Source organism: Pseudomonas sp. FP603, from assembly GCF_030687415.1.
GTDB classification, from domain to species: domain Bacteria; phylum Pseudomonadota; class Gammaproteobacteria; order Pseudomonadales; family Pseudomonadaceae; genus Aquipseudomonas; species Aquipseudomonas wuhanensis.
This window is the reverse complement of sequence record NZ_CP117431.1, coordinates 1,158,220-1,171,492: the sequence shown is the minus strand read 5'-3', so window position 1 is coordinate 1,171,492 and position 13,273 is coordinate 1,158,220. Positions and strand designations below refer to the sequence as shown.

At 55.3% G+C, this 13,273-nt stretch carries 10 protein-coding genes and 1 pseudogene; 4 read left to right on the top strand and 7 right to left on the bottom strand.

Annotated features, from left to right (window positions below):
- Positions 1-111: 111 nt before the first annotated feature.
- The 5 genes and pseudogenes from PSH65_RS05480 to PSH65_RS05460 all read right to left on the bottom strand — a co-directional run bounded on the left by PSH65_RS05480 (position 112) and on the right by PSH65_RS05460 (position 4,366).
- Entirely contained in the window at positions 112-1,068 is a 957-nt protein-coding gene (locus tag PSH65_RS05480) for an HNH endonuclease signature motif containing protein (RefSeq protein WP_305425257.1), read from the bottom strand.
- Between the two features lie 100 nt (positions 1,069-1,168).
- Positions 1,169-1,414 (bottom strand): annotated as a pseudogene (locus tag PSH65_RS05475) (Tn3 family transposase); the annotation flags it as partial.
- A gap of 131 nt (positions 1,415-1,545) precedes the next feature.
- Positions 1,546-1,788, bottom strand: a complete 243-nt coding sequence (locus tag PSH65_RS05470; protein WP_305425256.1) for a hypothetical protein — start codon at positions 1,786-1,788, stop codon at positions 1,546-1,548.
- 1,259 nt (positions 1,789-3,047) lie between these two features.
- A complete protein-coding gene (locus tag PSH65_RS05465) occupies positions 3,048-3,737 on the bottom strand; it encodes a hypothetical protein (RefSeq protein ID WP_305425255.1) in 690 nt (229 codons plus the stop codon).
- Between the two features lie 101 nt (positions 3,738-3,838).
- On the bottom strand, positions 3,839-4,366 hold the full coding sequence (locus PSH65_RS05460) for a hypothetical protein (RefSeq protein WP_305425254.1): 528 nt from the start codon (positions 4,364-4,366) through the stop codon (positions 3,839-3,841).
- 1,281 nt (positions 4,367-5,647) lie between these two features.
- Between PSH65_RS05460 and PSH65_RS05455 the strand changes: the two genes are divergently transcribed.
- Genes PSH65_RS05455 through gmtX form a run of 4 tightly spaced genes read left to right on the top strand, consistent with a single transcriptional unit; the run spans position 5,648 to position 10,541 of the window.
- Entirely contained in the window at positions 5,648-5,845 is a 198-nt protein-coding gene (locus PSH65_RS05455) for a hypothetical protein (protein ID WP_305425253.1), read from the top strand.
- A gap of 30 nt (positions 5,846-5,875) precedes the next feature.
- On the top strand, positions 5,876-7,273 hold the full coding sequence (gene gmtY, locus PSH65_RS05450) for a gamma-mobile-trio recombinase GmtY (RefSeq protein WP_305425252.1): 1,398 nt from the start codon (positions 5,876-5,878) through the stop codon (positions 7,271-7,273).
- Between the two features lie 8 nt (positions 7,274-7,281).
- Positions 7,282-9,882 (top strand): VPA1269 family protein, encoded by a 2,601-nt coding sequence (locus PSH65_RS05445; RefSeq protein ID WP_305425251.1) that lies wholly within the window; start codon positions 7,282-7,284, stop codon positions 9,880-9,882.
- Complete coding sequence (gene gmtX, locus PSH65_RS05440) at positions 9,879-10,541, top strand: gamma-mobile-trio protein GmtX (RefSeq protein WP_305425250.1); 663 nt, start codon at positions 9,879-9,881, stop codon at positions 10,539-10,541. The genes PSH65_RS05445 and gmtX overlap by 4 nt, the downstream gene beginning before the upstream one ends.
- A gap of 190 nt (positions 10,542-10,731) precedes the next feature.
- Here gmtX and zapE read toward each other — a convergent pair whose 3' ends face one another.
- Both zapE and PSH65_RS05430 read right to left on the bottom strand, forming a co-directional pair.
- On the bottom strand, positions 10,732-11,826 hold the full coding sequence (gene zapE, locus PSH65_RS05435) for a cell division protein ZapE (RefSeq protein ID WP_305425249.1): 1,095 nt from the start codon (positions 11,824-11,826) through the stop codon (positions 10,732-10,734).
- A 90-nt stretch (positions 11,827-11,916) separates the two neighbouring features.
- Positions 11,917-13,272: a tryptophan--tRNA ligase gene (locus PSH65_RS05430; protein WP_305425248.1), complete on the bottom strand. Its 1,356-nt coding sequence runs from the start codon at positions 13,270-13,272 to the stop codon at positions 11,917-11,919.
- Position 13,273: the final 1 nt, after the last annotated feature.

Genomic DNA, 13,273 nt, shown 5'->3' with positions numbered 1-13,273 from the left:
GGCTCACCTGAAAGAGGCGGAAATGGGTGGTCAAGTCTGTGCAATTACGCAGCGGCCCTGCCACGAGACGTAATCGCCGAGCACGATAGGGGCCTCCCACTGCAAAGTGGTTCAGCCGAACCTCTTGGCATATGTAAGTAGCTGCTTGTTGAGTTCATCCGCATCTGGCGCATAGTGCGCTTCGCGGTGACAGCACGGGCACAGGGCCACGCAGTTGTATACACGGTCTGATTTCTCGGCCCCTAAGATGTGATGAACATCCAGGAAGCCAGGGAATTCCCGGCGCTTGCCACAATCCTCACGCTCGCACGCAAACCCAGCCCTTTCGAGTACAGCTCGACGTACATGCGGATCGCGACGAACCTCCGAGCGAAGCACGGGCACGCGCTCGCCTTCATCTCGACCCAAAGACGAATAGTACGGCGCCGGGCAGTCGTCGTAGGTATCGTCGACCACTACATGGGGAGTGAGCTTGGCTAAATCGATCACACCCGGCCACTGCCACAGTGCGTCGGCCACCTCGTGTCCGTCAGGTGTCCGGTCATCCTGTAACCACAGAGTCGGGCTGGTGCCGTTCTGAGCATGATTCTTCTTGGCTCGTCCCTTCAACTCACGGCGTTGCAGGTCATCGCTGACTTCGCGCTGGCGGCTCCAGATGGCATGGAGGCTTTCGATAGGAATGAGCGCGGCAAAGATAATGGCGCCTTCGTCACGCTGCACGAGCAAATTGTGAGTGAGCCCGCGCTTCGTATCTCTCGTTGTGATGTGCTCCAGCGTCGCATCCCATCCACCTTTCCGCAGATGCGCCGCCAACTGAGCCGCTGCGTATTTCTTCTCGTTGGGATTTCGTCCATCGCGCCGCCAGCACAGTCGGACGCGCATGCTCAGTACCTGGCCATCGGGAGTGCGGAGACTGATGAACTGCTGAATGGCCACGCCCGTTCGTTTTCGCTCGTCGTCAATGACAACGTAGCCTCGATCGTTCAGGAATGGTGCGAGTGCATCTCTGGATAACTTTTCCGCCGCGTGACTTTCCGGCCCTCGGAAAAGGCGATCTCCTTTCGACATTTTGACACCCCTGCTGTTGATCTATGACGAAGCCATGCCGAGATAAAGGAAAAATTCACTCATTTGGTTCGTAACTAGCTGTTTTTAGCGTAGTTATTACTTATAGCTTTCGCAGTGGTCGGTATTTCCCGTCTTCCAGCCGGCGACTCTGCCGCCAGACGTAATCGCCAGTCAGATTGATGTGCTCCCAGCCCAGCGGCGACAGGTACTGATACAGGTCGGTATTCACCGGCTTTCCGGTGTCAGCCAGCCCCTGGGTGGCCCGTTCCAGGTAGACCGTGCCCCACAGTACGATAGCAGCTGTTACCAGGTTGAGGCCGCTGGCCCGGTAGCGCTGCTGCTCAAATATCTACCTGCTGCGCCTGTGGCACACACGTGAGGATCGTAGCGGATGACACGAAGAAAACGACTCTAAAACAATTACATACAGCGCCAATGTCCTAAATTTCCTTTATCTCGGCATAACCGCTAGTCCGCTCAATCATACCCAGCACGCGCATCGGCGATGTATTGAAGTGCGTCGGCCTTGCGCTCAGCCGAGCAGTCGGCGTGCTTCACCAGCGTCTCACAAAAGCCATAGTCTGCATTGGCCAGGGCGCGTAGCAGACCCGTGCACAAAAGAACTTCATCGTCGTAATCGTCCTGCAACCGCTGATACTGCGCTTTCAACTCGGTAAAACGCGCTTCTAGCTGTTCGGAGGGGTTCTCGATATCGGCCATGTCGTGGGGATTCCTTTCAGTACTACACGTTGGTTGCGAACACATTGACCGATTCAGTATAGGCCACAGCCCGTGGGCCTTCGGGAGCCAGGCGGATGGAGGTGGGTGAACTCTGGATCTGGCCCGCCGCTAGAGTCTGAAACCTTAGCGTACGATTATTTCCGAATTCTGTAGGCTCCCCAATACTGACTGTGCCTTGAGTGCTCGGCTGGGAGTGACCTCTTATGCCTTGTAAGCAGACGTCGTGAGATACCGGCATGCACGGTCCAGTTCGGCCAAAAGCGAACCATGGAGATGCTTCGCAGCGAGCAGTAACGTGCGTGCAAATCATGTCGCTCTTCTCGCAGCCCCTCTTTCGTATTTCCGATTCGACACCCAAACCATAGAGTTGCGGGTGAGCATGGGGCATGATCAGATACAAATGGCGAAAAGCCTTACGCCACTTTTGTCGTTTGCTTAATGTAAGGACGCTCATGGCGCATAAGACGAAGGTTCCGAATTTTGAGGCAAATCGGTTTGTCGATGTGTCGCATGGTTTCGTGCTGCCACCCAAACCAAAGGGTTGGCCTCGACAATTTCACTCGGTAAAGCATTGCATCGAGTCGGCGATACACATGGCGAGCCAGATTGAGCTAATCGACGATTCCCCAACTTCGTTCCGCCCAGACCAAGTCAGAGGGGCTTACTTTCGCGCATCACTAACCGAGCTTTGCCGAGTTGAAGATGTCACTAAGTTGCTTGGCCAACAGTTGTCATTCAAAACGAGTAGAGATCCATCTCTTCACGTCGTCAAGCTGCTGCGCAACTATCAGGTTCACATTGCATCAAGCCAGCTTGATGAGGGGCACACAGTCGTAGCACTGGCGGGAGAGCCAGCGGTTTACCGAAGTTTCATTACAGTGAACGTTAGTGCTGCCGAGCTTCGCAGGCTCGAGTCAGCGGGCACATACTCAGATAATCAACTGGAAGAGAGCTAGCAAGACTCTTTGAAGCGCAGCAGCGCAAGCTCGGTATTGTTCAGCTTCTCTACCATTTGGCAAAACGGGTAGAGGAGTTCGCAAAGTGCGCCCTGACACTACCTTCCATACGACGGCCGTCGGTAGCGCGTGAAGTTAGGAGTTAGCCAATGGCATATCCCATTCTTGGGGTAAAGCGAGTCCTGCGCTAAGGTCGAATGGTTTCCAGACCTGCGACTTCGTAGAGGTTGGGCTTCTTCAGATGTCCGCTAGAGCTCAAACCATTGATTGAAGTCGACATTGTCAATGACGAAAAATTCGGTCCCAAAAATACTCGGCCTTAAGTTTCTCAATTCTCAGCAACTCCCTGATAGCAGACTGCTCAGAGCTATCGACTGCATGAGCGATATGATTGACTAGAACCAACCACCATTCATTATGTGTATGGCGCACAGGATCGACCTTGCAGGATTTCTCGATGATGAATTTTCGGATGTTACGTTCCATCTCCGAAATAACGAAACCTCCCGCTTGAAGGTCGACGTACCCACCAACAACGAGTTTAGAGTTGCCGACCGCACTCGCTGGGGAGATGTAAACTCTAAAATTAGGCAAACTGAGAAGCATAGTCCTTTCATTGGTCGGTGCTAGCAGAAAATTATCCAACGCATCTTTGACTTTCGGCTGCAACTGCTTCCATCGCCCAATTGGACGAGAGAACATATATCTCAGGAACCAGCTCTTTCCGTTTGTCGGAGGGCCAAAGCTGCCAGCGAGATTCAGCATTCCGTCATATAGCGAGTATTCCTTGTCCTCTAACCCCTCTGGGGGGGCATTTCCGAAGTTGTTTTCTTGATTGAGGCGACGCACTTCAACACCAATCACCCCGTTCACGCTAAAGTCGGGTGGATTATTTCCGTCAGGCTCAAACACGACGCTGGTATAGCCGATCGCCCTTAGGTATTCATTAACATGCTGTTCGGTCGGATCCATACATCTTCTTCCTGAGGTCGGTTTCATAGAAAGCTTACTTTGTCCGACGTATAAATAAGGTCATGCCGGGATAAGGCATGCCCCCAGCCAACCGACAAATATCATGGTTCAGCGGACTCCTTCTCTCGAATTTTCACGCGAATTCTATGACCACGCCCACCTCTGGCCGTGTAGAGGATGAGAAACAAATACCCATTCTTTGCCTTCTGCACGATGTCATCAGCCTGATCAACTAAGCCGACCCATTGATCTCCGATTTCAAAACGATATGGAATGCGTTGGGCTTGCGATGGTTCAGTGATGATGAAAGCCTCGGAGGGTTTCCGTCGGGTGACGTATGCGCGCCACCACGAATCAAAGTACATACCTCCCAAGTTTGTGATGGTGGTGGGTTGGTCACCGACATTCCATGCTGTTATGGATATGTATGTTTTCGGATCTTGAATTGGACCACCCAAGACCTTCATCCCAGTTGATGCGGATAAATCGATCTTTGCTCCAGAAGCTAGCCACTTGTATGCGTCCCATCCTAGAACGAAAGTAGAAACCACGGCTGCATAGGCAGCAATTCCAAGGGTCCATAATTCGTTTGGACTGAAAGCGTAAGGTGCTACGGAAGCCAAAGCCATTGCGATTTTTCCGTTGTGAGGATGCGGATTAAGCAGCGGTGAACTGCGACCACCTAACGATTAAGCTAAGGGGGCGGGCTTTAGCCCGTCCCAGCGAACGAAGTGAGCGATTTAAGCGCCTTGTTGGGCGTCACCTTCACGACTTCTCCTGCCCGTACCTGGACCAATGGGATGGTCGTGGAACACCGCCCGAGAATGCCTCATGGTATAGGCGGTGGACGTGTTCGCAGAGCTCCAAGATTTGATCAAGGGCCAGCGTTTCTTGCCACTCCCTGTCGATAAAAGTTATCACTGGGGATTTCCCTAATTGAAATGAGCCATGGGTAAGCGAGTTGCGGACGTGTTGGACCAAGGTATCCTCGCCACGTTTAATGCTACCGGCGCGATAGATATCTCGGAACGCCCGAAGTGGGGAGCTTTCTGGAACATCGTCCAAGCCCCGTTCAAGATGCTCGTTCCTCATGTAACAGAGGGTAGAAAAGACCATAAAGACTGCCGATGCTCTGAGGCGACCACCTCGAATCACTTGGGCAGGAATATCCGGAGGCCCTCGGAAATCAATATCTGGGTTGCTCAGATCATGACTTGCAGCTACGCATTGGAACGCTGTTTGGAACTTTGCGTTATCAATGCTCAGATTCTGTGTGAGAAGGCTAGCGCGTAGATGGTCATTCGACACCATCCGCAGGCGCTCAAGAAGTGGTGCGATGTCCATGAGTACTTCCTTGTGACGCCCAACTACTATTAGGCGACATTACTGTCGCATTTAAACGCGACAATAATGTCGTATAGAGTTCCTTGACACCCTGTAAGCCCTTGTTTTCCTAAGGGTGGCCACGGCGAACGCGACGCTATTTGAAGAGAAAAACGACACGAATGACAAGCCACGCGGGTAGATCAGTATAGGCGGCAAATCAAACAACGCAGCCAGCATGCCAGCATGCCAGCAGCTTTATTGGCCGCCGTTCTCTTCCTGTCGTCTCTTTTGCGTGCATTGGTCAGCCGGATGCAAACAATGGTCAGCACCAATGCAAATTCCTGGTCAGTGGAAATGCAACCTGGTGGTCATGTGCGATGCAATTACGCACAGCTAATGCGAGCCCGGCTACTCTCATCACCATCATTTGGCTCAATACCTGATTGCCTTCCACTACTCCCTTCATCTTCCTGAGCTGTGTCGGCGAGAGAGCTCTCGACGTTTCACTTCATTGCTTCGCCTTCGTGCGTCTTGTAACGTTAGCCAGCTTGGCGCCTCGCAACGTCATCGATTGGAGCAACGCAATGCCTACCAGCTACTACCTGGCGTGCCTCGAAACCCACCGTTATGTCTGGATTGGCACGCTTGGCGACACAACGTCCGCAGCAGGTGTCGACGCTGACCTCGTATCTAGTTTCTGCTTGGTGCATAGGGGTAAGGCGCTCATCGTGGTCAGCGAGACGCATCAGGTTGTTGAAGAAGGTCACGAATGGGCGATTTGACCTGCACATCGCGTAGATAGGGAAGGCCTAGTGTTTGTGACAGTCAAGGCTCGTGTTTACACCGACGCGACTGGCGTTTATACGGAGCTTCCAGCGTTAATGACGCCTGCTGGCGTGCTCGAACCGTTGCTTGATTACTTTCTCCATCGCAGCCACGACCGCAGCCTCATGTGGATGATCAAGGTAACTCGCTCATTGCGGATGTTCCTCGAATATCTGCAAGTTAATACAGCGGAGCGCGACACCTATCAACTGTTCCAGAACTTCGCTCAACGCCTATACACAGGGACATTTGACCGCAGCACGGGTCTTGACAGTAGCGGATTGTGTTGGGCTCCACGATCGCCGAAAGATGTCGCGCAAATCATCACCCACCTCACCGACTTCTTCGATTGGCTGGGCAACATGCTCCCTGAAGCCACAAAGGTGAATCCCCGCTATGAGGGCGGCGCCTTTGACCGTCAGATCGATGCGGCTGCCTACCAATACCGGCGTAACAAGGCATTCCTTGGTCATACCTGGGCGCAGAATGCGCCCCCCGAGACCGGACATCGGATGCGTAGTCGACGCTTGCCCAATGTGGAAAAGGGCGAGCCGCCGGCTTTCCCTGAAGAGTGCTTCGAGGAACTACTGTTAAACGGTTTTAACGCAGGCGGGCGCCGCGATTATCGCGGCATGCTGATTACATTGCTGCTACACGGCGCAGGCTTTCGGGAATCTGAGCCATTTCACCTCTACATTCAGGACGTTTTCCCGACCCCCTCGAACCCTGACCAGGCTAACGTTCTAGTTCACCACCCGAGTTATGGGGCTGGGCCTGCTGAATGGCGCGATGAAAGAGGAAAACCGCGTAAAGGTACACGAGCAGAATACCTTGCCCATCAGTATGGTCTCGTGCCACGCACTGACGTGCTTGATCGCCGCCACGCCGGCTGGAAGGGTGGTACGCACGATGGGCCTTATTACAAACAGGCGTACTGGTTCCTGCCCGAGTATGGGGAATGGTTCCAGCAGCTTTGGCAACGCTACCTCGAACAGATCGCATGTATTGAGCGCGACCACCCATTTGCCTTTGTCAACCTGAACCGAGAGCCTGTTGGAGCCATGTACACGCTGGCTCAATACAATAAGGCTCATGCCGCCGCCTGCAAGCGCATTGGACTCACAGTTAGCAAGGCTCTGGGCACGACACCACACGGCCACCGTCATGCTTACGGTCGCCGCCTGCGCAACGCCGACGTCGACAAGGCGCTCATCCGCCGCTTCATGCATCATGCCTCGCTGGAAAGCCAGGAAGTGTATACGCGGGCGAACACCCGCGAAGCCTTCGCGGCACTAGAGTCGGCCGCGCAGCGATTGCGGGACAAGTATCCCGGGCCACTCTCCAAGTCCGACCTATTGCTGGCTGATATCGAACTGAACAACTGAGAACCTTCATGGATGAGAACGAAAATGTGACAGATCAGGGAGCATCCGCCCAACCGACCTCCAAGGTAAAAGGGGTTAAGCGTAATACGGATATAACCCTCAGCTGGGTCGGGCGGGATTACCCTCAACTCGCCACCTGGCGTGACTTGGCGGTGCTGTGGTTAGAAGGTGAAACAACTGGCATCGCCAAAAGGCTGAGAGCCTTTGTGTCCTTCTTTGAGCGCTACCTTGTCCAGCAGAGGCTGCCGCTTGATCCCGCGGTGCTCCTAGCGCGCACCACCCTCCTGCCCGATTTCTACCGTACGGCCTGTCCGAATTCAGAAGAAGGCATCCAGTACAATAATGTCATCCACGCCTTCCTGCACTTTGTGCTACTGCATGAACTCAGCGAAGCCAACGACTATGGCGAACCAGTTGTGTCTCCTGCTTTTCACAACCCGGTGCCACGTCTTTCTGACTCCGAGGTGCGGATGAGGCGGGATGAGAGCGTTCATTCGCCTCTGCCCTATGGCTACATCGACGAACTGCGGCAGATGCTCGCCGCAGGACCGCATTTCCGTGACTGGCATTGGGCGCAAAGTGCACTCGGTGTTGAAACTGGTCAACGCGTGCGTTCTGGTCCCGACTGGTTTGAGGTGACCGAAGAGCAGATTGACCGGAACGATCCGGACTGCGTGTGGCGCGAGATCCCGATGAAGAACGGCACTCGTCTAGAAATGTGGAGCCCAGTCCGCTGGGTGGCATTGATCGCGAAGCTCATCGTGCCGTTGCGCACATTTCAAGTCCGGATGCTCGACTCGGGCGAAGCAGACACCTGGCGCTACGCGGCAGGAAACTGGACGTTAAATCATAGCCGGCTTGCGCAGGGCAACGAACGCCGGCCACTGCAACAGGGCGTATTCCGCCGCAGTCAACCTTTGGCCGATGGCGAAGCGGTCTCGGCCATGCTCTACATCAATACCAATAAGACCGCCGACATCGCCAAGTCCGGCCCGGAGAAGGGTTACGTGTTGCCATGGTTCTTCGGCGGGCTAGAGCATCAGGACGTCTTCTACTGGCTGGAAAAGCTGCGCAACTGGCAGGAGCATTACAACCCCATCCCTCGACGCACGGCATGGACGGAGTTAGACGGCCGCCACATCAGTGCGAAGAGCCGTGTGCAACTGGCGGCCTACCCCGACTCCTGCTTTCTCTTTCGTCTGCCTGAGTCTGGTATTTACGAGCGTCAACTTCCGTTAAAGGAAACTACGTTGTCCCCAGCCTGGTTCCGCCTACTCGAAGCACTCGAACAGCGGCTTGCCGACCGGGAAGAAACCCATAGCAACGGTACGCCGATTCGATTCCTACCACCGCAGGAAGAACAGAACAACGGATTGACAACCCTCTTTCCATTACACAGCCTCCGCGTCTCTCTCATCACCGCGCTGGCACTCGAAGGTCAGGTTCCGTTCGCGGTACTGCAAAAGCTCGTCGGCCACAGCCGCCTGATAATGACTTTGTATTACACAAAGCCAGGCGCAACCCGCATCCACGACATGCTGCTCGATGCGGCAGAGCGGCTGAATGCGAATAAAGAGGCGAGTATCCAGAACTTCTTGCTCGACACCGAGTACGACGAACTCCTTCAAAAGGCCATCTGCAACAATGTTCCTAGTCTCGCTGCCGCCATCCCGCAGCATCCAGCTGCGCGCAATTTAGTGGGCTGGATGCCGATGCATCACGGCCTGTGCCTGGCTGGTGGCAACACCAGCGAAATCGAGGATAACGGCGTAGTTGGCGGTTGCTACAACGGTGGCCCTAATTTCGGCTCAGCTTCAAATCCGAAGCACGGGCCCGTTCCGGGTGGCAGCCGTAACTGTGTGCGCTGTCGCTGGTTTGTGACCGAACCGCATTACATGCCAGCGCTTGTTGCCCACTTCAATACACTCGCTTATCACTTTGATGAGGCGCGCAACCTTTGCCTCACTCGTGAGAATGAACTCCAAGGCTTGAAGAAGCAGAAAGCTGAAGCGGAAGACGCTGGTCAGCCGTTTGCGTATATGGGTGCCCACCGGCAAGCAGAGCGTGTCTGGGAGAGCACAATGAAGCGTTTTAGTGACCTAGCAGAGGATCTTGTAGCCTGCTGGCGTCTTATTGAACGCTGCAAGATGGCGCTTGAAGCCCCGCAGGGTCACGGCAACCAATTGGTGGCCGCTGGTGGAATTGGGGACTTGCACATTGCCTTTCAGGAGACTGAGTCGGAATTGCTCCAGCTCGCTGGCGTCTGTGAAAACATCGCACTCTACCCCGACCTTGAATCCGGCAAGGCAGTGTTTCGCCGTAGCCAGTTGCTGGATTCAGTTCTCTACCGACAAGACCTACCGCCCATGTTCATGCTGTTGAACGAACAGGAGCAACTAATTGCCGGCAACGCCTTCCTGCTCCGCCTTGGGCAGCAGATGAATCCAGCGAACCCCGTTCTTGGTCAGCGGGAAGTAATTCGATTGATAGATGCAGGCGAGAGCCTCAGCCAGCAATTCGACATGGATCTTGCCATGCTGTTGCCCACAAAAAATAGGGGCCAGGCGTTCCCTGCTGAGCACGATATCCTCATGGTAAATGACGCATGAATCGAAAGATGGACATCCACCCAGACGCAGTCCTTGAGTCTCTGCTCGCCAAAGGCGGGCGCTCAAACCGGCGGTCTAACTTGGCGAAAATGCACGAGCTTTGTCGCAAGCAGCATGAAGTTGGCTCCCGCGACTTCTCATTGCCGGTCATCGGTCGTTTGGCCGAAGCCGAGGGCATCTTGAAGGGCCGCGCGCTCTACAACGCGCAATCGGCAGATTACAAGGCGCTCATTGAAGCATGGGCTGCATACGCTGGGCCTCCCATGCCCAAGCCGCAAAAGTTGCTAGCGAGCCATGAGTACCTGATGCGTATCGAAGAACCAGCCATCCGCTCCATCATGCAGGCCATCATCTCTGAGCGGGATAAGCTCAAGGCGCAACTCAACGTCTTGAAGTCCAGCACGCAGGTAACAGTGGACCGGCGCCCGCTGGGCGCAACTATCGTGGCGGCGCCTGGCGAACACCCACTGGCTGTACTCGCCCCATCGGCTCAACTGACTCCGACGGAGCGCGAAGCCTTAGAAAAGGCGGTATCACCTAACTACCTTGAGGAGCGAGGTTTTCAAGAGGGTAGTCACGGGGAAATCGTCAATGAGCGCGGCCGAACAATGTTCGAGGTGGGTTTTGCCCGAGCAATCCGAAAAGTTCTTGGTGTCTGAAGTCGACGGATTCATGTTTCGATGCATTACGATGTATTCATACATCGTAATGCTTTGGCGGACTGAAGCCCCGGTTACTAAGGTCTGTTGGCCACTTCTCCCTACTCTAAACAAGAGATATGTATGTTTAGGGTATAAGTGGCATTGCAGGCCTTTTTAGTTTCCGAACCATTCTACTGTTTTGAGACGCTTATGGCTTATGCGCCCGGGACAGGAACTCGTGGGATTGCATCTCCAGCAAACGGCTAAGCGTGCGCTGGAACTCGAAGTTCAGGCGACCACCGGTATAGAGGTCTTTAAGCTCGACTTCGGCAGAAATGATCAGCTTCACGTTGCGGTCGTAAAACTCATCGACCATGTTGATAAAGCGTCGGGCGATGTCGTCGGTGGTGACGCTCATCTGCTCGACATCGCTGAGCAACACGGCGTGGAAAATCTTGCCCAGTTCGATGTAATCATTCTGGCTGCGCGGGCCGTCGCAGAGTTCGCGGAAGTCGAACCAGGCCACGTCATCGCAAGTGCGCACGGCACGGATTTCACGGTTCTCGATCACCAGTACGTCGTTCTCGATGGCTGCCGTGCATTCTGGCGTCAAGGCCCGGAAGCTCTTGCGCAGGCTTTCCTGGGCAGCGTCATCCAGCGGAAAGTGGAACAGCTCCGCTTGCTCGAGGTGACGCAAACGGTAATCGACGCCGCTATCGACGTTGACGATCTCGGTGTTCTGCTTGATCAGCGCAATGGCCGGCAGGAAACGCGCACGCTGCAGACCGTCCTTGTACAGGCCATCCGGCACGATGTTCGACGTCGCGACCAGGGTCACGCCGTTCTTGAACAACTCTTCCATCAACGTGCCAAGGATCATCGCGTCGGTGATGTCGGAGACGAAAAACTCATCGAAACAAATTACTCGCGACTCATCGGAGAAGCGCTTGGCGATGGTGGTCAGCGGGTTTTTCTCGCCACCCAGGGTCTTCATCTCTTCATGCACGCGCTTCATGAAGCGGTGGAAGTGAGTGCGAGTCTTTTCCTTGAACGGCAGCGCTTCGAAGAAGGTGTCGACCAGATAAGTCTTGCCGCGACCCACGCCGCCCCAGAAGTACAGGCCCTTGACCGGCACCTGGTCTTTCTTGCCAAACAGTTTGCCGAGCAGGCTCGGTTTGTTCTGCGAGGCCGCGACCAGATCGTCGTACAGGCGCTGCAAATGACGCACCGCCGTTTCCTGGGCAGCATCGTGGAAGAATTCCGGGCGTTTCAGATCAGCTTGATATCGTTCTAGGGGCGTCATAATTCGTTAGCAAGGCAACAAAAACGGGCCGTCACTGTAGCGACGGCCCGTGGGAATGGCAATCGGCCCTTGGTCGGACCGAGCCGTTGATTATTCCTGAACCGGTGTCAGGGCAATGCGCAAAGCACCGATGGCAGCATCGCGAGCAGCGCTGTCAGCGAAGGCCGGACTGTCGGCAATGCACTCGCCTTCCAGCCAGACGCTGAAGCTCAGGTCTTCACTGCGTACGTCCAATGGCTGACCAGATTGCAGTTGCTTCGTCACTTGCCCTGCGGTTTTACCGTCGGCGAAGTTGCGCGACAACAACAGTTGCTCGCCATCGGCCGCCAGCAGACGGAAGCGGAAACTGCCGTCGTCTTCGCGGAAGCTGACGAAGCGCGCGGTTTTCGCGGCTTTCTTCTTGGTGGTCGCTGCGACTTGGGTCTGGGCGACGAAAGAACGCAGGCCAACCGCTTCACGCAGTTCGTGGAGGAACGGCGTCGCAACCGAGCGGGCCTTTTTGGCACCGATCTGCAGCATGTCTTCCAGATCCGCCGGGCGTTCGATCAGCTGGTGATAACGCTCGCGGGACTCGCCCAATTCGCTGTCGAGCAGTTGGAACAGACGATTCTTCGCCTCGCCCCAACCCAGGCCCTGGAGCAATTCGCTGCGGAATTCGTCGGATTGTGCCGGCGTAGCGAAGGCCTGGAACAGGGTGAACAGGTGCGAATTGTCCGGATCTTTGGCTTCGCCCGGGGCACGGGAGTCAGTAACGATCCGCGAAATCGCGTCCTTCATCTCTTTGGCGCTGCTGAACAACGGAATGGTGTTGTCGTAGCTCTTCGACATCTTGCGACCGTCGAGCCCTGGCAAGGTGGCGACGCTTTCCTCGATCAACGCTTCAGGCATGGTGAAGAACTCTTTGCCCTGGCCGAACAAGTGGTTGAAGCGCTGGCCGATGTCCCGGGCCATTTCCACGTGCTGGATCTGGTCACGACCGACCGGCACTTTGTGGGCGTTGAACATCAGAATGTCCGCAGCCATCAGCACCGGGTAGCTGTACAAGCCCATGGTGATGCCGGCGTCCGGGTCTTCACCGGTCTCGACGTTCTTGTCCACCGAGGCCTTGTAGGCATGGGCGCGGTTGAGCAGGCCCTTGGCGGCCACGCAGGTCAGCAGCCAGGTCAGTTCAGGGATTTCCGGGATGTCGGACTGGCGATAGAAAGTCACGCGGTCCACGTCCAGGCCACCAGCCAGCCAGGTCGCGGCGATTTCCAGACGCGAGCGCTGGATGCGCAGCGGGTCATCGCATTTGATCAGGGCGTGGTAGTCGGCCAGGAAGTAGAACGAATCGGCATTGCTGTCACGGCTGGCCAGGATCGCCGGGCGAATGGCGCCGGCGTAGTTGCCCAGGTGCGGCGTGCCAGTAGTGGTGATGCCGGTGAGGATACGGGTACGAGTCGTCATG